We start from the raw sequence: 21,311 nt of genomic DNA on the forward strand, positions 1-21,311 counted from the left end.
TGCCTTTGACGGTGGCCGGCCTTTTCGGCCTTTTACCCGATTGAGTGTTCCATGCAGAATCTGACCGCCCCCGCCCTCGCCGAATGGCTTGCCGACACCTCGCGCGAGACTCCCGTGCTGCTCGACGTGCGCGAGCCGTGGGAAATCGAAACGGCAAAGATCGCCGGCAGCCTGTCGATCCCCATGCGCGAGATCCCCGCGCGCAGCGAGGAGCTGGACGACGAGGCGCAGATCGTCTGCATTTGCCACCATGGCGCACGCAGCGCCCAGGTGGCGATGTTCCTCGAGTCGCGCGGCTACACGAAGGTATTCAACCTGCAAGGCGGCATCGATGCCTGGTCGCGTCAGGTCGACTCCAGGGTGCCGACGTACTAGGCAGGCGCCCGCCAGCTTAAGAAAATGCGCAGAAGGGCGCGGCTTGGGCCGCGCCCTTTGTCATTTCCGGGCGCATCTCTTCGTCCGGCTTCCTGCTGCACGAGCGCGGCGCTCATGCACAACGATGCAGCGCGCCCTGCCGCACCGATTGCTCCACCTCATGCATGTGCGCACTGAGACGATGCAGCGCGCCCGAACATGCATCCCGTTGCACCACAATCGCTCGCCCTTTGCACGGCCAACGATGCGCCCCGCATCGACGCGCGCCCTGTGGGACAAGCCTCGCGCATTCCCTTTGCGCTGGCACAACGCTTGCAGAAGGGTATGCGCAAGACTGGCCACACACAAACCGGGCGGCGCGCAGGACGACCACGCGCCATGGCCCACGACTCACTCACGGACAAGAGGCACAAAAATGAAACGTCGCAGTCTGCTGAAACTCGGGACGATGTCGGGCGCACTCGCGGCTGCGGGGCGCATTCCGCTCGCGCACGCGGACACCGGCAGCGGGCCGATCAAGGTCGGCATCCTCCATTCGCTCTCAGGCACGATGGCCATTTCGGAGACCTCACTGAAAGACACCGCGTTGATGACGATTGCCGACATCAACAAGAACGGCGGCGTGATGGGGCGTCAGATCCAGCCCGTGGTGGTCGATCCAGCCTCGAACTGGCCGCTGTTCGCCGAAAAGGCGCGCCAGCTTCTCACGCAGGACAAGGTGGCGTGCGTGTTCGGCTGCTGGACCTCGGTGTCGCGCAAGTCGGTGCTCCCGGTGTTCGAGGAGCTCAACGGCCTGCTCTACTACCCGGTGCAATATGAAGGGGAAGAGATGTCGCGCAACGTCTTCTACACGGGTGCGGCGCCCAACCAGCAGGCCATTCCCGCGGTGGAATACCTGATGAGCGCCGAAGGCGGCGGCGCGAAGCGCTTCTTCCTGCTCGGCACCGACTATGTGTATCCGCGCACGACCAACAAGATCCTGCGCGCCTTCCTGCACTCGAAGGGCGTGAAGGACAGCGATATTCAGGAGGTCTACACGCCGTTCGGCCATAGCGACTATCAGACCATCGTCGCGAACATCAAGACGTTCTCGCAAGGCGGCAAGACCACGGTCGTCTCGACCATCAACGGCGACTCGAACGTGCCGTTCTACAAGGAGCTGGGCAACCAGGGCATCAAGGCGACCGACGTGCCCGTGGTCGCGTTCTCGGTGGGCGAGGAAGAGCTGCGCGGCATCGACACGAAGCCGCTCGTGGGACACCTCGCGGCGTGGAATTACTTCATGTCGGTGAAAGGCCCGAACAACACGAAGTTCAAGGAACAGTTCGAAGCCTGGGTGCAGGCGAACAACCTGCCCGGCGGAGCCAAACGCGTGACCAACGACCCGATGGAAGCGACTTTCGTCGGCATCCACATGTGGAAGCAGGCCGTGGAAAAGGCGAAGAGCACCGACGTCGACAAGGTGCGCGTGGCCATGATCGGTCAGACCGTGGCGGCGCCCTCGGGCTTCACGCTCACGATGGACGGCAACCACCACCTGCACAAGCCGGTGATGATCGGCGAGATCCGCGGCGACGGCCAGTTCAACGTCGTCTGGAAGACGAAGACCGCGATTCGCGCGCAGCCGTGGAGCCCGTACATCGCCGGCAACGAAGGCAAGCCCGACGTGGTCACGTCGACCACGCTGCCCGCCTTCCTGCGCCGCTCGCGCGTGGCCTGACGTTGTCTTCGTGAGCGCCGCGCCGCAAGGTGGCGCGCGCTCGCGCGCCCTGTCTACGGGCCGCGGCGTAACGGGCAGGCCGTTGCCGCGGTCCGCACCCAAAGAACCCATCATGGCTCTCTCACTCCCGAGGTACGCGCGCGCGGGCTTGCGCCACGCGCTCGCCGCGGCGGCGCTCTTCACAATGCTATCCACGACCGCGCACGCACTCGATGCGGCCGACGTCGCGCCGCTTGCCGGCGACGACTTCGATGCGAAATCCGCGGCCATCGACAAGCTCATCGCCACGCACGACGCCGCTTCGCTTGCGCTCCTGAAAGCGCTCGCCGACGACAACGTCACGGCAACCGATGCCGGCGAAGTGCTCGTGCAGGATGGCGCGGATGGACAAAGCGCACGCGACGCAGCAACGGGCAAACCCGTCGCCGCAAACGTCGCAGCGAGCGCGCAGCCCATCACGCTGAACAACCTCCTGCGCTCGAAGGTGGCGGGCGCCGTCTCGGGCCTGCAACTCGCCTCGCCCAACCTGGAAACGCGGCGCGCGGCCATTACCGAATTGCTGAAAAATCCCGACCCGGCCATGAAGCCGATGATCGACGCCGCGCGCGCGAAGGAAACCGACCCGGCGCTCAGGCGCCGTCTCGACACGCTCTGGGCGATGACCGCGCTGCACAACCCGAACCCGGCCACGCGCCTCGAAGCGGCGAAGCTCGTCGCGGCGCGCCACGACCTCGACATGTACGAACTGCTGCGTCCGCTCGTTGCGAAAAATGCGGGCGGCGCGTACAGCGAGCCCGATGCCGACGTGCGCGCCGCAGCACAACAAGGCATCGACGCGCTCGACGCCATCCAGCGCCGCAGCGAGATCGCCGGCACGCTGTTCGCGGGCCTGTCTCTTGGCAGCGTGCTGCTGCTCGCGGCGCTCGGCCTCGCCATCACCTATGGGCTCATCGGCGTCATCAACATGGCGCACGGCGAGTTCCTCATGATCGGTGCGTACGCAACCTATGTCGTGCAAACGCTCGTGCAGCGCTACGCGCCCGGCGCGTTCGACTGGTATCCGCTCTTCGCGATTCCCGCTTCGTTCGTCGCCGCTGCGCTCGTGGGCGCGGTGATCGAGCGGCTCGTGATCCGCCACCTCTACGGCCGCCCGCTCGAGACGCTGCTCACCACGTTCGGCATCAGCCTCATCCTCATTCAGGCCACGCGCATGATTTTCGGCGCGCAGAACGTGCAGGTCGAAAACCCTTCGTGGATGAGCGGCGGCGTGAGCGTCATGCCCAGCCTCATCCTGCCGTACAACCGCCTCGCGATCCTCGCGTTCTCGCTGATCGTGGTGGGCGTTGCGTGGACCGTGCTCACGAAGACGCGTCTTGGCCTGTTCGTGCGCGCCGTCACGCAAAACCGCCGCATGGCCGCCTGCGTGGGCGTGCGCACCGCGCGCGTGGATGCATGGGCCTTCGCGTTCGGCGCGGGCGTCGCGGGCCTCGGCGGCTGTGCGCTCTCGCAGATCGGCAACGTGGGCCCCGATCTCGGCCAGAGCTACATCATCGACTCGTTCATGGCCGTGGTGCTGGGCGGAGTCGGGCAGATCGCGGGCACCGTGATCGGCGGCTTCGGTCTCGGGCTCGTCTCCAAGGCGATCGAGCCGTTCTGGGGCGCCGTGCTCGCGAAGATCGCCGTGCTCGTGCTGATCGTGCTCTTCATCCAGAAGCGTCCGCAGGGGCTGTTCGCCCTCAAGGGCCGCAGCGCGGAGGCATGACATGACGAGCGTCACTTCCCCTTCCACGCGTCACTCGCCAGGCCCCTCGCGCGCTCCGGGCGACGGCGCCGAAACGTTCGCGCTCGGCTTGCCCGCGCGGCCGGCCCTGCTCTCGCCGCGCGCCTGGCTCGCGCTCATCGTGCTGATCCTCGTGACCGGCGTGGGCGTGCCGCTTTGCGCGCTGGTGCTGCCGCAATCGAGCGCGCTGCATCTTTCCGCCTATGCGATGACGCTCGTCGGCAAGCTCATGTGCTACGCGATCGCCGCGCTCGCGCTCGATCTCGTGTGGGGCTATTGCGGCATCCTGAGCCTCGGTCACGGTCTCTTCTTCGCGCTGGGCGGCTACGCCATCGGCATGTACCTCATGCGCGAGATCGGTCACGACGGCAAGTACGGCAGCGACCTGCCCGACTTCATGGTGTTTCTCGACTGGCATGCGCTGCCGTGGTACTGGCAAGGCACGGAGCACCTCGGGTATGCGCTCCTGCTCGTCGTGCTCGTGCCCGCCGTGGTCGCCTGGGTATTCGGCTTCTTCACGTTCCGCTCGCGCGTGAAAGGCGTGTATCTCTCGATCATCACGCAGGCCATGACGTTCGCCGCGATGCTGCTTTTCTACCGCAACGAAACCGGCTTCGGCGGCAACAACGGCTTCACCGACTTCAAGCGCATCGCGGGCATGCCGATCACGCATCCGGGCACGCGCACCGTGCTGTTCCTGCTCACGTTCGCCGTGCTCGTGCTCGCGTTTCTCGGCGCGCGGGCCATCGTCACCTCGAAGCTCGGGCGCGTCGTGACCGCCGTGCGCGACGGCGAAACGCGCCTCATGTTTCTCGGCTACAGCCCGCTTGGCTACAAGCTCTTCGTGTGGACGGTATCGGCCATGCTGTGCGGCGTCGCGGGCGCGCTCTACGTGCCGCAGGTCGGCATCATCAACCCGAGCGAGATGTCGCCGGGCAACTCGATCGAAATGGCGATCTGGGTGGCCGTGGGCGGACGCGGTACGCTCATCGGGCCGATCATCGGCGCGTTTGCCGTGAATGGCGCAAAGAGCTTCTTCACCGCGCATTTCGCCGAGTACTGGCTGTTCTTCCTCGGCCTGATGTTCGTGCTCGTGCCGCTTCTGCTGCCCAACGGCATCATGGGACTCATCGAACTCATCCGGAACCGGATCACCAGCGGGTTCCCCACGCGGAGCGAACGCCCATGAACGGACATAGCGTAATCAGCGACCCGCTCAACCACAACCCCTTCGACGATGCCCTCAGGCAGGACGAGATGGCCCTCTCCGGCGTGGCGGATCTCGGGCACGTGGTCGAACCCGGCGCGATCGATACCTCGCACGGCACGATCCTCTATCTGGAAGACGTGACCGTGAGCTTCGACGGCTTTCGCGCACTCAACAAGCTTTCGCTCGTGATCGACGTGGGCGAGCTGCGCTGCGTGATCGGCCCGAACGGCGCGGGCAAGACCACGATGATGGATGTCATCACTGGCAAGACCGCGCCCGATTCGGGCAAGGTGTTCCTCGGCCAGACGCTCGACCTCACGCGCATGAACGAGCCGGCCATTGCGCGCGCGGGCATTGGCCGCAAGTTCCAGAAGCCCACGGTGTTCGAGCAGCATCCAGTGTGGGAGAACCTCGAACTCGCGATGAAGGCCGACAAGGGCTGGTTTGCCACGCTGCGGGCGCGCCTCGCGCGCGAGGCGCAGGGGAAGATCGAGGAGACGCTCGAGGTGATTCGCCTCGAGAGCGACGCGCGACGCCTCGCCGGCGAGCTATCGCACGGGCAGAAGCAGCGGCTCGAAATCGGCATGCTGCTCATGCAGAAGCCGCAACTGCTGCTGCTCGACGAGCCCGCAGCCGGCATGACCGACGACGAAACCATGGAGCTTGCGACGCTCCTGAACCGATTGCGCGGCACCTGCTCGATGATGGTGGTCGAGCACGACATGGAGTTCGTCGCGGCGCTCGCGGGCGAAACGGGCCGTGTGACGGTGATGGCCGAAGGCAGCGTGCTCGCGCACGGCACGCTCGACGAAGTCAAGCGCGACGAAACGGTGATCGAATCGTATCTGGGCCGCTAGGGCAATATCGACATTATCAGCCATGCTAACTATCGAATCGCTGAACCAGTACTACGGCGGCAGCCACATCCTGCGCAATGTCTCGATGACGGTGCCCGAGGGCGAACTCACCGTGCTGCTCGGGCGCAACGGCGTGGGCAAGACCACGCTGCTGCGCTGCCTCATGGGGGTCGTTCCGACCAGGAACGGCTCGATCGCCTGGCGCGGCGAAGCGCTCACGAAGCTGCCCACGCATGCGCGGGTGGCGCACGGCCTCGCTTACGTGCCGCAGGGGCGCGATATCTTTCCGCGCTTGAGCGTCGAAGAGAATCTGCTGGTGGGCGCGGCGAGCAGGAAGCGCATGCCGTCGAGTGTGCCCGCGCATATCTACGAACTCTTTCCCGTGCTCAAGGACATGAAGGCACGGCGTGGCGGCGACCTCTCGGGCGGCCAGCAGCAGCAGCTCGCCATCGGCCGCGCGCTGATGAGCGATCCGCAGTTGCTCATTCTCGATGAGCCTACCGAAGGCATCCAGCCTTCGATCATCCAGGATATCGGCCGCACGCTGCGCAGGCTCGTGGAAGAGATGCACATGACGGTGCTGCTGGTCGAGCAGTACTACGACTTCGCCAAGGCCATCGCGGACCGCTACTGGGTGATGAGCCGCGGCGAAATCGTGGCGGGTGGTGCCGGCGCAAGCATGGATGCGGATGGGGTGCGGGAGTTGATCGCGGTTTAACGGGACATCAGGGTCGGCTCGCATTTGGGAATATGTGTTTGCACAAGGGTTATCCATCCGGCTCTACCGCGTTGCCGCCACTGCGGATGGCCTGTGTAGCGGCCTTTGAGGCGATTCCCGCCGGTGCGGCCTGCCGGGCAAAGGCACGCTCAAGGACCAGCCACTTCACGTGAACACCGTACTCGCGCCCCCCGCCGCTCTGCGCTGCGGTAACGGGCGGACAACGCCCGTGCTCGCAATGCTCCCAGACATCCTGCTACCGATGGGGCCTGGAATGCGGCGTGCTATTTCTGGAGGCGTGACCGGGTCAGATCCGGCAATAGCAACCGTGCTGCTGTCTTCGACCTTGATCGCAGCAGCCGTCGCACCACCATCGGGTTCGGGCACCAGGTCTACGGAGGTCTCTGGCAGGCTTCGCGCGTCTTCTGGCCCGGACACTCGACACAGACATCCGTTATGTCGAGCGATATCGATCGCGTCGCCCCGCCACTCTGCAGAAAACCATGGAATGCCGTGTTCGTCACGAACGCCGTCTGAAAGGCGAGCCTGATACGTTCATCGCTCAGGCGCCATCCCAACGGGCGTAGGCATTCTCGCCAGGCCCTGCCCGGGCGCACTCCAATGCACTCTCACCTTAAGCCCGACTCGGTCAGGCGAGCTTTTACGCGAAATAGCAATGGGGCTTGGCTTTTCTGGGTGGTCGAGGATACGAGAGTGCGGGCTGTATGAAGCATCGTTTCTGGTGGATGAGCGCCAGCGTCGTGGCGAGGCCGTCCAGACAGTGGCGCATGCGCGCAGACCTGCCATGTGTGCCCGGATTTCATCGAGCAGGCGTGTGTCGTCGGGCATCCGTGCGCGGCGGTCATCCTGCCAGCCAGCTTCACGAACCTGCTTCACCACCACACCAGAGCGCGCCACGCCGAGAACTTCGCAGACCGTTTTCAATGGTCGTCCCCCGGCAGCAAGGGCGAGCACTCAATCAGGTTTTTTGAGCGGCCCCATTCGACTGCCTCGCGGAGAATCTCGTTCTCCGTCGTTTTTTCCCGAGCAGCCGTTGCAGTTCCTTGATTTCCTTGATCCCCCTGCGGCAGATAGCCGTGAATCGGATCGTGCGCGCTCGTCTGGTCCGTCACGCAGTCGGGCGTGATGTTGCGCTCGACCAGTTGCTCGAACACATCCGCGGCATTGCCGAGCAGGCCGATCGATACCGGCTGGCCGCTCTTTTTCGCCGCTTCGCGCATGGCGAGCGCCTCGTCCAGCGTCTTGGCCTTCTTGTCAACGTAGCGCGTCTTCAGGCGGAAGTCGATTCGCGACTCGTCGCATTGCCGGCGCGCAACTTCGAATACTTCACCGACAAGATCTATACGGTCTGCGACGACACGTGCGTTCGGGTGGACCACAGCAGCTACGCAGCCCGACCGGCTTCCATCGGCAGCCAGGTGCTGGTGCGTAAATTTGCCCGTCGCCTGGAAATCCGCAATCTCCAGACACAGGCCTTGCTGCGCACCCACATTCTTGCCGAGAGGCCGGGAACGGTGGTACTGCCGCAGGACGAGCGTCCGTTCAATCCCTCCCGCGAAATGCGCCGCATCCTCGCGCAGGCCAGGACGATCGGGCCGTTGGCCGAGCGCCTGTGCCAGCATCTGTTCGACACCGAAGGCCGGGTCGGTCAGCGCAAGCTCTGGGGCATCGTTGGCCTGATCCGGCGCTACCCCCGCCGCCTGATCGAATCGGCCTGCGAGATCGCCATGAGAGAAGGCGTGCCCAGCTACAAGCACGTCAAGGCGCTAACCGAGCGTCTGCTGGAGCAGGCGCTGGCTGAACTGGACGCGCCCGTCCAGGGCGAACTGCCCTTGACCCAGGAACATCACCTCATCCGGGACGGCGACGACTACGTCGACCTGTTCACCCTCGGCGCCAAGCACAGCGCCGCCATGCCATCAACTCACGGAGATCTCTCTTGAGCATGAGCCTTGCCGAAATCGATCGCGCGCTGCGCGAACTTCGCCTGTCGGGCATCAGCGCGACACTCGAAACCCGGGTACTGCAGGCCCAGGCCAGCCAGCAGCCGTTCCTCGAAACCTTCTCCATGATTCTGCAGGACGAGCTCGATCGCCGCCAATCCCGGCTGCTCGAGCGGCGATTCCAGCAGTCCGGGCTGGACGAGCGCAAAACCCTGACCGACTTCGACTGGTCCTTCAATCCCAAAGTACCCCGTCAAGCCTGCTTCGAGCTACACACCTTGAAATTCGTCGCCGACAGCGACAACGCGCTGCTGATCGGCAAACCCGGCACCGGCAAGAGCCACGTTGCGAAGGCCATCGCCTACAACGCCACCCTGCAGGGGATGAAGGTGCGCTACGTCGAGTCCGACACCGTGTTCGCCGGCTATGCCGTGGAAACGCGTGCCGATCAGGACCGGTTGCTCAAGGCCCTCGTCGAGCCCGAACTCCTCGTGCTTGACGATCTGTTCCTCGCCAAACGCATTCCTGATGCCGCACGCACCATCGCGTACAGGCGGCTGGCTGTGAGCTTCGGGAACCTCTCCAGGGTCTGCCGGATAAACGGCAGATAAGGCTCGATCATGGTGGCGCGTGGCGGCAATCCATGGCTGGGCAGACCTGCCTGGGCCAGCACACGCGAGACGGTCGTGTGATGCACATGCAGTTGCCGGGCGATAGTGCCGCAGCGCCACTTCTCTACGTGATAGAGGCGCAGGATCTGGGCCTCCAGTTCGGCAGCAATGGTCACGGCGGATCTCCGGAAGCGGATGATGGACGAATGCCCCGTCCCCGGCGGCGCACGAAGCCGGTGCGCACAAACGGCGAGAGCAGACCACCGCAGCGCCGGCAGTGCAGTGCACGGGATGTCGCTGTTTGCGTAGCGACATTTGCCGGTGCAACAGCGACATCGTTCGGGGGCGCTTGCAGTACATCATTCGCAGTGCGGGCAGGTGAACCCTGATGCGTCACGATTTGGTGACGGGCGCGGTGGCGACGGGCCCGGGCCGCATGGGCAAAGCGTCCGCGGCGGCTACGCTGGTAGCGTCGGCCGGCTTCGCGCTGGTTCTCGCGGCGCGATATGCGTGCGCACTGGACAGTGCAATAGCGCTGTCCGCGGTCGCAATGGCGACAGATAAAAACCTGTGCGCGGCAGCGCGCGCACAGGAACATACGGCCCGTAGCCTGCATCGGCGGTCCCCGTGACGCGCCGAAGAAGCAAGGCAAGGAAATCGACGGAATCCGCGCGTGATGCCATACTTGGCACACACGCGTGCCCCTTGCCTGCCTGACGGCTACAAGGGGTGGAGTGTGGAGATGCGACGCCGGCCAACCGCCAAGTCAGATCGGCGTCGCATCTGTTGTTTCTTCTTCGGCGAACCGCCTTTCTAACACGCACCCAGGCCGGCTTGCCTCGACGCTGGGCGCGTCTGCACTCGCCCTACGGGCTCCTTCCGACGCACCCAGCGTCAACGACTATCTCCATCGCTGCCACTATCGCGATTACGAGATCACGTCAACTGCACGTTGACGGATTTGCGCGGTTCCTGACCGCCATCGACATAGCCCGGATCCTCGGATCGTATGGCACTCTCAGTGCCTCCGCGATAGTCGCTGAGGCAGCGCCGGGATGAAGAGGATTGAAAAGATAGTTGTACGAACGAGGAAGTATTGCACTCGGAACCTTGAGGAGCAGCTCCTGCCCTCCCGCCAGCCATTCGCTGCCGGCGGCCTGTGTCCAGTCCGCGTTCTCGCGCCAGTCGTCGGGGATGACGTTCGCCGTGAGTTCTGCCATCGCAACGTCCCCGGTAATCTCCACGCGCAGCAGTTGATAGTTATCTGGCAACGCCTGCGGAGACCCGAATTCGTGGTGCACCATCGTCTCAAGCAGCGCGAGCGCGGGGTTTTCCGCCAGATAGACGACCGGCTGCCCCCGATGATGCCACCGGCCGGGCGCCCTCAATCCGCCGATTCCCCGAAGGTCCGCGTAGTTGCTTATCCTCCAGAACTCCATCAGGCGAAGTATCCCTCGTCGATCTGAACCAGGGTGTCCTCAACAAGCCGTGCACCGTGCTCAGTCGATGCCATCTCGAGCGGCGTTTTCCCGGCGAATCGCTCCTTCTTTCCTCGAAGCCAGTTCATGGCCTTTTCCGGGTTTCCAAACACCGTTTCCGCCTGTGCAACGATCCTGGCGAGGCGGATGGCCTTGTCCGACTCGTCGGTCGAGAGCCGCTCGCCATTCTGACGACGATGCGAGAGCGTCCGGCGAGGAATGATGAAGAGCAGCTCGTCGGCCTTGAGTCCATGCTCGCCGAGACGGTCGATCACGTCCACGCCGACGCGCTCGGTCGCCAGCGCGGCAAGATCGCTCCCGGACCGGATGTGGGCCTGGAGCAGATCGCCCAGCAGCGAGAACTCGGTATGGCGCGGGTTGACGCGCCCAGTGGGTCGGTATTCAACAGTGGCCATGGTATCTCCGAGCAAAATGCCCAAACAATGAAGGCATTTTGCCACAGATTGGGATATCCCGCTGAGCCGCGGCTACAAGCGGGTCTCGCAGACTCCGACTGACCGCGTGACTTTTGCGAGCAGACCCGATACGATAACTGTATATATATAAGGGCTATCCAGTTAGCTCCACCTGAGCCATGATGGCGGCATGAGCGAAGCCCAGCATACGCCTGTTGCCGGTCAGGACTATCCCCAGACGTGGAGCCAGTTCGAAGACTGGTTCTCCAGTGAAATCGAGTGCCTGCGGTATCTCGAACGATTGCGCTGGCGTGAAGGCTTTGTTTGTCCGCGCTGCGGTTGCCGAGATGAACCCTATCGGGCCAACCGGGCGCGACTCGTTTGCAAGGCGTGCCGCCTTCAATGCACCGTGACGGCCGGCACGATTTTCGACAAGACCCGCACGCCGCTGAAGGTATGGCTGGCTGCGGCGTGGTACATCACGAGTCAGAAGTCGGGTGTCAGTGCGCTCGGGCTGCAACGGGTCCTGGGGCTGGGCAGCTACCAGACGGCATGGACCATGCTGCACCGTTTCCGGCGAGCCATGGTTCGTCCGAGACGCGAGCAGCTCAAGGGCTTGGTCGAGGTCGATCAAAGCTATCTGGCTATCCGCGAAAATCGTGAGAATCCTTCCGGCAAGTCATCCAAAAAGCGCACAACCAAGGCGTTGATCGTGATTGCCGTCGAAATCCTGGAGCCCCGTGGCTTTGGCCGCATACGCCTGAAGCGTATTGATCGCGAGCGCGTTGAGGATGTGCTTCCGTTTGTGAAGAGTGTCGTAGCCCCCGGCTCGGTGATTCGGACCGATGGCTCGCCCATGTACTTCTCGCTGGAGTACCACTACGCACATGACCGGGTCGTGGTGAAGTCTATCGCTGACGGCGAACGTCCTCCGGCACACGTGCCGCTACCCGGTGTGCATCGCGTCGCCTCGCTGCTCAAACGGTGGCTGCTCGGCACGCATCAGGGAGCTGTCAAGCCTGATCAGCTTGACCATTATCTGGACGAGTTCGTGTTTCGTTTCAACCGCCGCACTTCGCGTTCGCGCGGACTGCTCTTCTACCGGCTGCTCGAGCAAGCGCTCGTGACGGCTCCCATCACATACGATGACGTCGTGATCAGCAAATCACACCGGAAAGGCCATCAACCTCCACCATGTGAAATGGTGGAGCTAAATGGATAGCCCTTATATATATACAGGTATTTATTGGGGGCACCATGGCGCTGCCGCTACTGAACGTCGAGGCGATACACCCGGATTTGTGGCGAGCCTCGCAGTTGGGCTCCGCCCACGGCCGCACGGTGACGACCGGACACGAGGCGCTCGACGCGGAGTTGCCGGGCCATGGCTGGCCGATGGGGCCCTTGACCGAGGTGATCGTCCCGCAGCCGGGCTGCGGCGAACTGCGCCTGCTTAGGGTCTGTTTACATTCGATGAAATGTGTTTACATCTTGTCTTTTGCGCGAGCGGGCCAAGATGATTCGAACGTTATTGAGCGATGAAGTATGGGCACGAATCGAATCCGTCTTGCCCGGCAAGGAAGGCGATCCAGGGCGCACGGCGACCGACAATCGCTGGTTTGTCGAAGCAGTCCTCTGGACCGGCCGCACGGGTTGCCCGTGGCGCGATTTGCCGAAAGAGTTCGGCCGATGGCATACGGTGTGCATGCGCTTCTCCCGGTGGCGTCGCAAAGGCGTGTGGGAACGCGTGGCGCACGCCGTGTCCGACGAGACGGAGATCAAACGTGTGCTGATCGACTCGACCATCGTACGTGCGCACCAGCATTCGGCCGGCGCTCGAAAAAAAGCGGCCCGCAAGCGCTCGGCCGCTCGCGCGGAGGATTGACGACCAAGTTGCATCTGGCCGTCGATGAAGCCGGGCGGCCGCTGCGAATGATTGTCACTGAAGGACAGGCCTCGGACATTTCGTGTGCGCACGAATTGGTCGAGCATCTGCGTACGGGTGCCGTGATTGCTGACAAAGGTTACGACTCGGACGCCTTCGTGGGCACCATCCGCGCTACGCGCGCGAAGGCCGTTATCCCGCCGCGTTCGAATCGAAAGACCAAACGTCGGTACAGCCGCGTGCTGTATCGAACTCGGAACATCGTCGAACGCTTCTTCAATCGCATCAAACATTTTCGTCGCGTCTCCACTCGTTACGACAAGCTCGCCGGCAACTATCTCGCCTTCGCGGTGCTTGCTTGCGCCTTTGGACCGTTGGTGAGAATGTGAACAGGACCTAGGAGGGGCCCGCGACATCAGCAAAATGGAAGCTACGCCTTCGGTTGCGTCGCAACGCTCACCCATTGACCATCGAGCAACAGGGCTCCTGCACTCGCATAGCCCCACAGCCGGACCGTCCTGGTCCGCTCCAGTTGCCGTGACGACTCTCACGCAACATAAGGACCTAAGTGGGATCAGTAAGCGCCGAAGAGACGGTCAAGCGCGGCACTGATCCGGCTTTGTTCATCCTTGAGCGTGCCAATTGCGGGGCCGAGATCACTCGTCCTGAACGCGCCGAGCAACGGCGTCTCCAGCACGAACGGTTCTCCCTCGATCTCAATGATGGGCGAGAGATCCTGCGCAACCTTGCTCGCTGTGTAATTTCCGGCTACGCGCGTTAATGGAATGACTACGCGCGATATGAGATTACCGAGATGATCGCTTTGCACGTCGAGCAGAAACGGTGACCTGGTCCCGGATCTTGTCGAGGGGTTGTTGTAAAGATCAAAACGAGCCATCAAAACATCCGATATTCTTCCAGGGGCAAGCCGTCACGCTCGATACGTGCATTCATTTCCGCAATGAAGTCCGCGTTCCGTTCCGCCCAGGCACGAGCCTCGGCCGCCTGAACCTCTTCGCGCAAGCCGCGTTCGCTTGCCCGCGAAACGTTGACGTTCAGTTCCCTGGCACGCTCGAGCAGATCGGTCGGAAGCGAAACGTTGGTGGGTTTGCGCGTAACCCTTGATGGGGCGTGTGCTTTGGCGGCCCGCTTGACGGCACCGGGTTGCGCCACAGGCGTATTAGTCATGTGCATCTCCGATGTGCATGAACCATGCACATAGTTTGCCATACTTCCCGACACGGACATAGCTTCAAACAGACGTTCCGTCCCTTGAATCCTGGGAGCCGCAATTTGGCCGCCCTGGCACGTGGGCAGGCCCGTTCAGCTGGCATGAGGCAGGCCAGGAGCTTCTGACGTTTGCGTCGAGGATGCCTCGTCGTTCCGCCCCGGCCATCGACCTCACGCTCATCGCTTCGCCTGACCAAACAGCCGCGGATCCAGCGTAAAGGGCTCGCTGCTGATGACCCTGACGTTTGCCATCTCCAGATGCATCGGGTTCAACAGCAGATTGAAATCGCTCGGACAGACGACCGACGGTACTCGCATCGCCAGTTGCTTGCCCGCCTCAAGCCATTGCCGGCCGAGCGCCCTTGTCGCAGCAGGCTCTCGCGTCAGGTCTGCCCAGCCCTCCGGCGGATCCGGGACGAACGCAGCGTCGTAGACGGCGTCCGGCACCTCCAGTGTCACCAGGAAATAGCCACCGGCCGGCAGCAAGCCTGCCATGTGCACCAGTGCCTCCAGCAAGGCTGTCGACACGTGGCAGCACGTGTAGAGCACCCGCATGCCGCGCGGGTTCCAGCGGCCTCCGGCGATCGCCGCACCATTGCCGCTCAGGTCATCAGCGCGGTAATAACCGCGCCGTTCTTTCGCCAGGCGGTAAAGCCTCATGCAGACACGCCGTGGATGACGCGCAGCAGAATCTCACGCACGCGGTCGTAGCCCGGTTGTGAGTCGAGCACTTCGAGCGGACTTAGCCCACCCAGCTCCGCGTTCGATCGCTGCATCCATTCGGCCGCCAGCGCCGGATCCTCAAACACCTCGACAGCGAGCTGCCGCACATAGAGTACACGCGCGACGCGATCCGACTCGGCTGGCGACAGGCGCTCCTCGCGCGCCATCTTGCGCAGGATGGTCGAACTCGGCAGATTGAGATTCGCAAGCAGCGTCTGCACTGGCACGTGCAGGAGGTCCTTCGCAACGCGCTCGACGATCACCGCTTCGATGCCTTCGCGGATCTGACGACGCTGCTCGAGCGGGTCGAACTGGACAAGGAATGCTTCGATATCGTCAGGGTGGGAACCAGAACGGCCAGAGCCGACCAACGCCTTGCCGGCACGCGCCGCGGCCGGCCGCGCGGCCGTATGACGGCCGGACGGTCGATTCAGGGCCATGATGTGAGCCTCCCAGATGAGAACATCGCTACTCCCATTCTAGAATATTCTCAGTCGGGAATCAAGAGTCTCCCATTTGGTGACCTGCTACACCGGCCAGTCCTGCCGCCGGAGACTGAAAAGTCGCAGCAGCTCGTCGCGCAACTCCGTGATATCCAGGACATGCTGCGCCCGGGTCACGGCCACGTAGCGGAGGCGGATCCGGTACCGTTTTGGTTCGAGCGCGATAGCCATTTCCGCTCGTTCAACATAACGACCCTATTGCAGATTCAAATGTTTTCACCATACCGACTATCTGGCACTCATCCGGCTTATGGCTGCCAGAAGGGTACGCCTCTCGCGATTGATACCCCGCGCCTTGCGGCGCTTCGTTACGTTGTCAGAGCCGCTCTTGATTCAGGCTCCTGGATTCACCGGGTGACACGGGCGGTTCACTCCTTCTATACGGCGAGAAGGGAGAACAACTTCTGTAAGCGACTTCGTGTCGCACTTCGACGATGTTGTTCGGGTATTTGTTCTGCCGGACCTTGATCGGCGTCGACCGGTCAGCATTGCTGACCCATTCGTGCAGCGGCCGTGCAATAGCCGTGAAACGGGTGACTGAAAATCAAGGCAGGAACACCCCCGGAGTGGACAAGGTAACGTGGAAAACATCGGGGCAAAGACCAACGCGATTTCTCACACAACAGTGGACGATTGCATGGATTCCCGCGGGGACGAACGCGTGGCCCCGATCGTGGAGCAGCACACAGATGACGCGTACACACGACGATGAACGAACCAGCGCGACGAACTCGGCACCGCGCCCACGCTGAACACCGCACGGTGCAAATTGCACCACGCGACCCAGCCTTGCGGGGTAAGGCGTGGAGCAAAGCGCGGTGCACAATATACAACTTCCCGCAGACTTTTTTGTACCGCATTTTTCATCGGGATATCATGGACTTGCACGCGATTTTCGGCTCGAATGTTACGTGCATAACGTCATATGCAATCAATCGCGCGATGCGCCATGCGAACGGCGCTACTGTTCCTTGGACTGAAAATACTTCTCGACCTCGATCCGCGTCGCGGCGATATGCTCGGTCATCACACGCCCCGCCGTCTCGGCATCACCGGCCTCGATCGCCGCCATCAGAGGCTCGTGCCCACGCACCGCTTCATCTAGCGTTGCATACGTATTCCCGATCATCCGGAATAGAATCCGCAGTTCCGTGTGAATGTCATCGAATGCCTTCAGGCCGCGGCTGCTACCCGTCATCTCGCAGATCGCGCGATGGAATTGCGCGTCGATTTCGAGCGTTCGAATGACGTCGCCGTTGTCCGCTGCGTCGCGCATTTCAGCCAGAATGCCGCGCAGCCGACGCACGTCGGAGTGCGTACGCGTCTCGGCTACGCGCATGATGCCTGCTCGCTCGATGCAGGTGCGGAAATAAATGATGTCTTCTGCTTCGTCGCGGCTGATCTGTCGTACAAAACGACCGCGCCGCGGATGGTTGACAAGCAGCCCGCTTCCCTCCAGGCGTCTCACCGCCTCGCGGATCGGGTTACGGCTGATTCCAAGCCGCTCCGCGAGCGCCGCCTCCACGATTTTTTCTCCCGGCGCGATGACACCTTCGACGATCTGGCTGCGAAGCATATCCGTCACCTGATCCACCAGACTATCGGTGTAAAGCAGCTCACCATCGTCCGGGCGATGCCCGTCTTTATTTGCAGTCGCGGGATTCTCTCGCATGTTCACTGACGCGTCTCCAGGTTGCAGTCGGCATACCGACTCGAAGTATGCACATTATAGACTGTGGACACTTTCTCGCCGGTATCGTGCGGGACCGCAGAATGCAATACCATCGGCAAGCTGAATTCGCGGAGTCGTCGGGAGCCAGCGAGCCCGCAGGCAGCGGTGCCGCCGGAACGCCGATGCGTCCCTGCGGCACCCTCCACGCGCGCTGTCAACGCGCGGCCGCCTCGGCTTCGGCCTCGCGCTTCTCGCGTGCTTCACGCCAGTCGACACACCATTGCGAACAGAAAAGCTGGCCGCCGCGCTGCACGCTTTGCGCCTGCTGATGCTTGTCGTCCGCGTAAATCAGCGTGCCACAGTTTGCGCACTTGATGTAGCGCTCGACATAGAGTCCGTTTTGCGAGAATTTCATGATCAAGCCTCCTCCTTGTAGCCATACGACTCGCGGGCTGCCTGGACGGAAACATAGCCGTCCAGCACATCGTCTCGCAGCGCTTGCGGCGCGCGTTTCATGGGGTCGCCATAACCGCCGCCGCCGGGTGTTGTCAGCGTGATGCGGTCGCCGCGCCGGATCTGCACGTTCGAATAGCGGCTCGATGACGCCTTGCCGTACGCGTCGCACATCGTCTTCCAGCCCGTGGTGCCAGCCTTCTGCACAAGCGTCGCGCCAAGGCCGCCCTCACCGCCGCCCTTCAATCCCCACGGCGCGAAGTGATGGCGGTCGGTCATCTGCGACACGGTGATTGTCTCGTTCAGGCAGAGCATCTGCTTCGAATAGCCAACGCCGCCGCGATATTCGCCCGCGCCGCCCGAATCCCGATTGAACGCCAGCTTCTCGACCCGCCACGGGAAGCGCGTTTCGTACACTTCGACCGGCGTGATCCGGCAGTTCCCGTTGATCGAATCGACCGCGTCGTTGCCGTCCGCGAATGCGCGGCCGCCCCAGCCCACGGCCTCAAGGTCGTAGCACGCGAAATACTCGCCGCTGTCGGCGTCCACGCCGCCGAACACGAAGTTGCAGTGCGTCGCGCCCTCCGCGGCCATCACGCGGTTCGGCACCGCGCCGGCCATCGCGCCGAGAATCGCGCCGACGATGCGCGGGTGGGTTTCCGTGTTGCCGCCGACTTCCGGTGCCGGAAAATCGACGTTGACGATTGTGCCGCCGGGCGCCACGATCCGGATCGGTCGGAAACAGCCGCTGTTGCGCGGGATCGACGGATCGGTCATGTGCAGGATGGCGTTGTACGCCGCCGAGGTCGAGACGCCGAGCGTCGCGTTGATCGGCCCTGACGCCTGCGGCGACGAGCCCGTGTAGTCAACGACGATGTCCTGCCCCATCTTGTGGACCGCGACGTGGACGTCGTAGGTTCGATCAGCGTCGATGCCGTCGCTCTCGATGTGATCGACGAACGTGTAGATGCCGTCCGGAATCGCCTCAAGCTCCGCGCGCATGCGGCGTTCCGAATACAGCAGCAGATCGCTGACGTTCTGCCGCACGCGCTCCTTGCCGTACTTCTCGAACACGCCCTGCATCTGCTGCTCGCCGAGATCGACGGCGGCGATCAGCGCGCGCAGGTCGCCGTAGTTGGTACGCGGCGTGCGCACGTTCGCGAGCAGCAGCTTCCAGATGTCGCGATTGTCCTTGCCCTTCGTCTTCAACTTGACGGGCGGAATGCGGATGCCTTCCTGGAAAATGTCGGTCGCCTCGCCGCAGAATCCCCCCGGCGCCATCCCGCCGACTTCAGCGATGTGACCGATCGCGACCGCCCAGCCTACCAGCTCGGCATCAACGAAAATCGGCTTGAAAAACGTATGTTCCGGCGTGTGCAGCCCGCCACGATACGGATCGTTGTGCAAAATGACGTCACCCGGCGCGAGATCGTCCATGTCGAGCTCTTTCAGGCACGACTGCACGAGCAGCGGCATCCCGCCGATCTGCGAGGGGCAGTAGTCGGCGACCGCGATCATCTCGCCTTCGGCGTTTGCGAGCCCGCATGTGAAGTCGAGCGCCTCGTTGAAGATCGTCGAATATGACGTTTTCATCAGCGTGATGCCCATTTCCCGGCAAATCGACACCATCGTCGACTCGAGAATGTTCATGGTAATAAGATCCATCGTGGCTCTCCTCAGACCGAGATGATCAGGTTGCCATACGGGTCGACCCGCATGGACTGATTAGGACGAAGAATCGTCACCGACGCGCTTTCTTCGATCACTGCCGGGCCGGCGATCGTCTGGCCCTGCAGGAGGGTATCGCGGTCGTAGGTCGGCGTGTCAATCCAGTCCGCCTCGAAACGCACGCGGCGGCTACCGGTCGACGCCGGTGTGCCACTGCCTTCAGGCAGCACGCGCAGCTTGGGCTTCTCGCCGAGCGCCACGGCCGTCACCTTGAGGTTGACCAGTTCGATCGTTTCGCCCGGAATCGCAAAGCCGAAGCGCGCCTCGTGCTGCGCGTGAAAACGCGCCCACAGATCGGCAACCGATGCTTCGTCGAAGTCGTCGCAGTTCAGCACAATTTCGAGCTCGTGATTCTGGCCAAGGTAGCGCGCCTCGACCGACCGGTAAACCTCGATGTTCTCGCGGTAGCCCTGCTCGTGCAGCTCGCCATACGCGCGCTCGACGAGCTCCTTCGCCACGCGCGCCACGCGCTCGGCCTCAAAGCGTGTCGAAACCTGCTGCACAGTGCGGTGCTGGTCCACGCGCGCGTCAGTCATGATGAAGCCGAACGCGGAGAACTGGCCCGGATAGTTCGGCACGAGGCCGCGCGGAATTCCGCTGATCTCCATCATGTCGCAGATGTGAACGGGACCCGCACCGCCGGAGCTGACCAGCGTGAAGTCGCGCGGATCGAGGCCGCGCTGCAGCAACACCGTGCGTAGCGCGCCGAGCATGTTGTTGTTCGCGATCTGGATCATCGCGTAGGCCGCGTCGTCGATTTCCATCCCGAGCTGGTCGGCGATCGTCTTGACCGCGCGACGCGCGGCGGCAGCGTCGAGCTTCATCTTGCCGCCGAGAAAGTACTCGGGATTGATGCGGCCGAGCACGACGTTCGCGTCAGTCACTGTCGCATGCTCGCCGCCGCGCCCGTAGGCGGCTGGCCCCGGATCCGCGCCCGCGGACTGCGGCCCCATGCGCAGCATGCCGCCCTTATCGATCCACGCGATCGAGCCGCCGCCCGCGCCGATCGTATGGATGTCGATCATCGGCACCTGGATCGGCAGTCCCCACTCGATTTCGAAATCGGTCGTCAGGTGCTCCTTGCCGTCGACGACAGTCGTGCAATCGGTCGACGTCCCGCCCATGTCGAACGTCACGAGGTGCTCGAACTGGCAGAGCTGCGCGATCACGCGCGTCGCCACGGCCGCGCCGGTCGGCCCCGAGAGTGACATCTGGACCGGCGCCTCGGCCGCGCGGCGCAACGTCGACTCGCCACCGTTCGACTTGATCACGCCGACCTTCTCGCCCACGCCAAGCTCGTCCAGATGCTTCTGCATGCGGTTGAAGCTGCGCGAGACGATGGGCTTCAGGTACGCGTCCGCGATCGTGGTTGACGCGCGCTCGTATTCCTTCCACTTCGGCAACACGTTATAGGAGATTGACACCGGCAGATCCGGCAGCACTTGCGCGAAGATCTCCGCGATCCGGCGCTCGTGAGTGGGATCGACATACGAGAACAGCGTGCAGATCGCGACCGCCTCGATCGACGGATCGGCCTTGATTTTCAGGGCGACTTCGCGCACGGCGGCCTCGTCGAGCTCGGTCACGACCTCGCCCTTCGCCGAAAGCCGCTCGGGAATCTCGAAGCACTCGCGGCGCCGCACCAGCGGTTTCGTCTTGATCCACGAGATGTCGTAGTGGCTACGGCGGTCGCCGCGCTGGATGAACGGAACGTCGCGAAAACCTTCCGTGGTCACGTAGGCGATCTTCGCGCCGCGACGCTCGAGCAACGCATTGGTGGCAATGGTCGTGCCCAGGCGGATTTTGGCGACGCCTGCGGGATCGGGATGCTGGGTGAGCCCCTGGAGCACGCCCTGGATCGGATCCTTCGGCGTGGTCAGGTTCTTCCAGTTCTTGATAGTCCCGCTTGCGGAATCGTAGGCGACGAAGTCGGTAAACGTCCCGCCGATGTCGATCCCGATAATATCAATACCTTGCATGACACTTCT

The 21,311-nt window shown here is 63.1% G+C and carries 20 protein-coding genes and 5 pseudogenes; 12 read left to right on the forward strand and 13 right to left on the reverse strand.

All coding sequences use genetic code 11. The features are described from left to right. Window positions 1-51: 51 nt before the first annotated feature. The 6 genes from C7411_RS32630 (at window position 52) to urtE (ending at window position 6,660) form a co-directional block, all read left to right on the forward strand. Window positions 52-375: a rhodanese-like domain-containing protein gene (locus C7411_RS32630; protein WP_110388246.1), complete on the forward strand. Its 324-nt coding sequence runs from the start codon at window positions 52-54 to the stop codon at window positions 373-375. 415 nt (window positions 376-790) lie between these two features. Continuing rightward, entirely contained in the window at window positions 791-2,095 is a 1,305-nt protein-coding gene (gene urtA, locus C7411_RS32635; protein ID WP_110388247.1) for an urea ABC transporter substrate-binding protein, read from the forward strand. Window positions 2,096-2,279: 184 nt separating this feature from the next. After that, window positions 2,280-3,857, forward strand: coding sequence for an urea ABC transporter permease subunit UrtB (gene urtB / locus C7411_RS32640; RefSeq protein WP_373682736.1), 1,578 nt, complete (start codon window positions 2,280-2,282; stop codon window positions 3,855-3,857). Window position 3,858: 1 nt separating this feature from the next. After that, complete coding sequence (gene urtC / locus C7411_RS32645) at window positions 3,859-5,064, forward strand: urea ABC transporter permease subunit UrtC (RefSeq protein ID WP_110388249.1); 1,206 nt, start codon at window positions 3,859-3,861, stop codon at window positions 5,062-5,064. Between the two features lie 68 nt (window positions 5,065-5,132). Next, entirely contained in the window at window positions 5,133-5,942 is an 810-nt protein-coding gene (gene urtD / locus C7411_RS32650; protein WP_243413426.1) for an urea ABC transporter ATP-binding protein UrtD, read from the forward strand. Window positions 5,943-5,964: 22 nt separating this feature from the next. Continuing rightward, entirely contained in the window at window positions 5,965-6,660 is a 696-nt protein-coding gene (gene urtE / locus C7411_RS32655) for an urea ABC transporter ATP-binding subunit UrtE (RefSeq protein ID WP_110388251.1), read from the forward strand. A gap of 795 nt (window positions 6,661-7,455) precedes the next feature. Here urtE and C7411_RS37905 read toward each other — a convergent pair. Both C7411_RS37905 and C7411_RS32665 read right to left on the reverse strand, forming a co-directional pair. Further along, a pseudogene (locus tag C7411_RS37905) lies at window positions 7,456-7,738 on the reverse strand (IS3 family transposase); the annotation flags it as partial. A gap of 1 nt (window position 7,739) precedes the next feature. Continuing rightward, a pseudogene (locus C7411_RS32665) lies at window positions 7,740-7,985 on the reverse strand (urocanate hydratase); the annotation flags it as partial. Here C7411_RS32665 and C7411_RS32670 point away from each other — a divergent pair. Then, window positions 7,941-8,624, forward strand: a pseudogene (locus C7411_RS32670) (IS21 family transposase); the annotation flags it as partial. The pseudogenes C7411_RS32665 and C7411_RS32670 overlap by 45 nt on opposite strands. A gap of 2 nt (window positions 8,625-8,626) precedes the next feature. Then, window positions 8,627-9,160: pseudogene (locus C7411_RS32675) on the forward strand (ATP-binding protein); the annotation flags it as partial. 1,016 nt (window positions 9,161-10,176) lie between these two features. Here C7411_RS32675 and C7411_RS32685 read toward each other — a convergent pair. Together C7411_RS32685 and parS are read right to left on the reverse strand one after the other, a co-directional pair. Next, complete coding sequence (locus C7411_RS32685; protein ID WP_110388252.1) at window positions 10,177-10,677, reverse strand: RES family NAD+ phosphorylase; 501 nt, start codon at window positions 10,675-10,677, stop codon at window positions 10,177-10,179. Then, window positions 10,674-11,129: a type II RES/Xre toxin-antitoxin system antitoxin gene (gene parS / locus C7411_RS32690; protein ID WP_110388253.1), complete on the reverse strand. Its 456-nt coding sequence runs from the start codon at window positions 11,127-11,129 to the stop codon at window positions 10,674-10,676. The genes C7411_RS32685 and parS overlap by 4 nt, the downstream gene beginning before the upstream one ends. A 190-nt stretch (window positions 11,130-11,319) precedes the next feature. Between parS and C7411_RS32695 the strand changes: the two genes are divergently transcribed. The 3 genes and pseudogenes from C7411_RS32695 to C7411_RS32700 all read left to right on the forward strand — a co-directional run bounded on the left by C7411_RS32695 (window position 11,320) and on the right by C7411_RS32700 (window position 13,403). After that, entirely contained in the window at window positions 11,320-12,351 is a 1,032-nt protein-coding gene (locus C7411_RS32695; protein WP_110388254.1) for an IS1595 family transposase, read from the forward strand. Between the two features lie 35 nt (window positions 12,352-12,386). Further along, a complete protein-coding gene (locus C7411_RS37215) occupies window positions 12,387-12,671 on the forward strand; it encodes a hypothetical protein (protein WP_133253739.1) in 285 nt (94 codons plus the stop codon). Further along, window positions 12,646-13,403: pseudogene (locus C7411_RS32700) on the forward strand (IS5 family transposase). The gene C7411_RS37215 and the pseudogene C7411_RS32700 overlap by 26 nt, the downstream one beginning before the upstream one ends. Window positions 13,404-13,588: 185 nt before the next feature. On the opposite strand, the gene C7411_RS32705 reads toward C7411_RS32700, so the two are convergent. The 5 genes from C7411_RS32705 to C7411_RS37710 form a co-directional block, all read right to left on the reverse strand. Continuing rightward, the gene (locus tag C7411_RS32705) at window positions 13,589-13,912 is read right to left on the reverse strand and encodes a CcdB family protein (protein ID WP_110388255.1); all 324 of its coding nucleotides are present in this window, start codon (window positions 13,910-13,912) and stop codon (window positions 13,589-13,591) included. Next, the gene (locus C7411_RS32710) at window positions 13,912-14,202 is read right to left on the reverse strand and encodes a type II toxin-antitoxin system CcdA family antitoxin (protein ID WP_243413424.1); all 291 of its coding nucleotides are present in this window, start codon (window positions 14,200-14,202) and stop codon (window positions 13,912-13,914) included. Before C7411_RS32710 ends, C7411_RS32705 begins: the two co-directional genes overlap by 1 nt. 219 nt (window positions 14,203-14,421) lie before the next feature. Beyond that, a complete protein-coding gene (locus C7411_RS32715; RefSeq protein ID WP_110388257.1) occupies window positions 14,422-14,904 on the reverse strand; it encodes an RES family NAD+ phosphorylase in 483 nt (160 codons plus the stop codon). Then, a complete protein-coding gene (locus tag C7411_RS32720; RefSeq protein WP_110388258.1) occupies window positions 14,901-15,407 on the reverse strand; it encodes an antitoxin Xre/MbcA/ParS toxin-binding domain-containing protein in 507 nt (168 codons plus the stop codon). The genes C7411_RS32715 and C7411_RS32720 overlap by 4 nt, the downstream gene beginning before the upstream one ends. Before the next feature lie 87 nt (window positions 15,408-15,494). Continuing rightward, window positions 15,495-15,641 carry a hypothetical protein gene (locus C7411_RS37710; RefSeq protein WP_165822936.1) on the reverse strand — a complete coding sequence of 49 codons (147 nt, stop codon included), beginning with the start codon at window positions 15,639-15,641 and terminating at the stop codon, window positions 15,495-15,497. A 263-nt stretch (window positions 15,642-15,904) separates the two neighbouring features. On the opposite strand from C7411_RS37710, the gene C7411_RS39145 reads away from it, so the two are divergent. Then, the gene (locus tag C7411_RS39145; protein ID WP_110388259.1) at window positions 15,905-16,222 is read left to right on the forward strand and encodes a reverse transcriptase N-terminal domain-containing protein; all 318 of its coding nucleotides are present in this window, start codon (window positions 15,905-15,907) and stop codon (window positions 16,220-16,222) included. Window positions 16,223-16,431: 209 nt separating this feature from the next. Here C7411_RS39145 and C7411_RS32730 read toward each other — a convergent pair whose 3' ends face one another. From C7411_RS32730 to C7411_RS32745, 4 genes are all read right to left on the reverse strand, one after another. Continuing rightward, the gene (locus C7411_RS32730) at window positions 16,432-17,142 is read right to left on the reverse strand and encodes a GntR family transcriptional regulator (RefSeq protein ID WP_243413427.1); all 711 of its coding nucleotides are present in this window, start codon (window positions 17,140-17,142) and stop codon (window positions 16,432-16,434) included. A 214-nt stretch (window positions 17,143-17,356) separates the two neighbouring features. Then, on the reverse strand, window positions 17,357-17,557 hold the full coding sequence (locus tag C7411_RS32735; protein WP_110388261.1) for a hypothetical protein: 201 nt from the start codon (window positions 17,555-17,557) through the stop codon (window positions 17,357-17,359). Between the two features lie 2 nt (window positions 17,558-17,559). After that, a complete protein-coding gene (locus C7411_RS32740; protein WP_110388262.1) occupies window positions 17,560-19,260 on the reverse strand; it encodes a hydantoinase B/oxoprolinase family protein in 1,701 nt (566 codons plus the stop codon). Between the two features lie 11 nt (window positions 19,261-19,271). Continuing rightward, the gene (locus C7411_RS32745; protein ID WP_110388263.1) at window positions 19,272-21,302 is read right to left on the reverse strand and encodes a hydantoinase/oxoprolinase family protein; all 2,031 of its coding nucleotides are present in this window, start codon (window positions 21,300-21,302) and stop codon (window positions 19,272-19,274) included. Window positions 21,303-21,311 lie beyond the last annotated feature (9 nt).

It is taken from the genome of Paraburkholderia silvatlantica (genome assembly GCF_003096715.1).
In the GTDB taxonomy this organism is placed as follows: Bacteria; Pseudomonadota; Gammaproteobacteria; order Burkholderiales; family Burkholderiaceae; genus Paraburkholderia; species Paraburkholderia silvatlantica.

Excerpts from the sequence above, each read along its gene's own strand:
- C7411_RS32630 (WP_110388246.1), top strand. The coding sequence starts at position 52 with ATGCAGAATCTGACCGCCCCCGCCCTCGCCGAATGGCTTGCCGACACC.
- urtA (WP_110388247.1), top strand. The coding sequence starts at position 791 with ATGAAACGTCGCAGTCTGCTGAAACTCGGGACGATGTCGGGCGCACTC.
- urtB (WP_373682736.1), top strand. The coding sequence starts at position 2,280 with ATGCTATCCACGACCGCGCACGCACTCGATGCGGCCGACGTCGCGCCG.
- urtC (WP_110388249.1), top strand. The coding sequence starts at position 3,859 with ATGACGAGCGTCACTTCCCCTTCCACGCGTCACTCGCCAGGCCCCTCG.
- urtD (WP_243413426.1), top strand. The coding sequence starts at position 5,133 with ATGGCCCTCTCCGGCGTGGCGGATCTCGGGCACGTGGTCGAACCCGGC.
- urtE (WP_110388251.1), top strand. The coding sequence starts at position 5,965 with ATGCTAACTATCGAATCGCTGAACCAGTACTACGGCGGCAGCCACATC.
- parS (WP_110388253.1), bottom strand. The coding sequence starts at position 11,129 with ATGGCCACTGTTGAATACCGACCCACTGGGCGCGTCAACCCGCGCCAT.
- C7411_RS32695 (WP_110388254.1), top strand. The coding sequence starts at position 11,320 with ATGAGCGAAGCCCAGCATACGCCTGTTGCCGGTCAGGACTATCCCCAG.
- C7411_RS37215 (WP_133253739.1), top strand. The coding sequence starts at position 12,387 with ATGGCGCTGCCGCTACTGAACGTCGAGGCGATACACCCGGATTTGTGG.
- C7411_RS32705 (WP_110388255.1), bottom strand. The coding sequence starts at position 13,912 with ATGGCTCGTTTTGATCTTTACAACAACCCCTCGACAAGATCCGGGACC.
- C7411_RS32710 (WP_243413424.1), bottom strand. The coding sequence starts at position 14,202 with ATGACTAATACGCCTGTGGCGCAACCCGGTGCCGTCAAGCGGGCCGCC.
- C7411_RS32715 (WP_110388257.1), bottom strand. The coding sequence starts at position 14,904 with ATGAGGCTTTACCGCCTGGCGAAAGAACGGCGCGGTTATTACCGCGCT.
- C7411_RS32720 (WP_110388258.1), bottom strand. The coding sequence starts at position 15,407 with ATGGCCCTGAATCGACCGTCCGGCCGTCATACGGCCGCGCGGCCGGCC.
- C7411_RS37710 (WP_165822936.1), bottom strand. The coding sequence starts at position 15,641 with ATGGCTATCGCGCTCGAACCAAAACGGTACCGGATCCGCCTCCGCTAC.
- C7411_RS39145 (WP_110388259.1), top strand. The coding sequence starts at position 15,905 with ATGTTGTTCGGGTATTTGTTCTGCCGGACCTTGATCGGCGTCGACCGG.
- C7411_RS32730 (WP_243413427.1), bottom strand. The coding sequence starts at position 17,142 with ATGCGAGAGAATCCCGCGACTGCAAATAAAGACGGGCATCGCCCGGAC.
- C7411_RS32735 (WP_110388261.1), bottom strand. The coding sequence starts at position 17,557 with ATGAAATTCTCGCAAAACGGACTCTATGTCGAGCGCTACATCAAGTGC.
- C7411_RS32740 (WP_110388262.1), bottom strand. The coding sequence starts at position 19,260 with ATGGATCTTATTACCATGAACATTCTCGAGTCGACGATGGTGTCGATT.
- C7411_RS32745 (WP_110388263.1), bottom strand. The coding sequence starts at position 21,302 with ATGCAAGGTATTGATATTATCGGGATCGACATCGGCGGGACGTTTACC.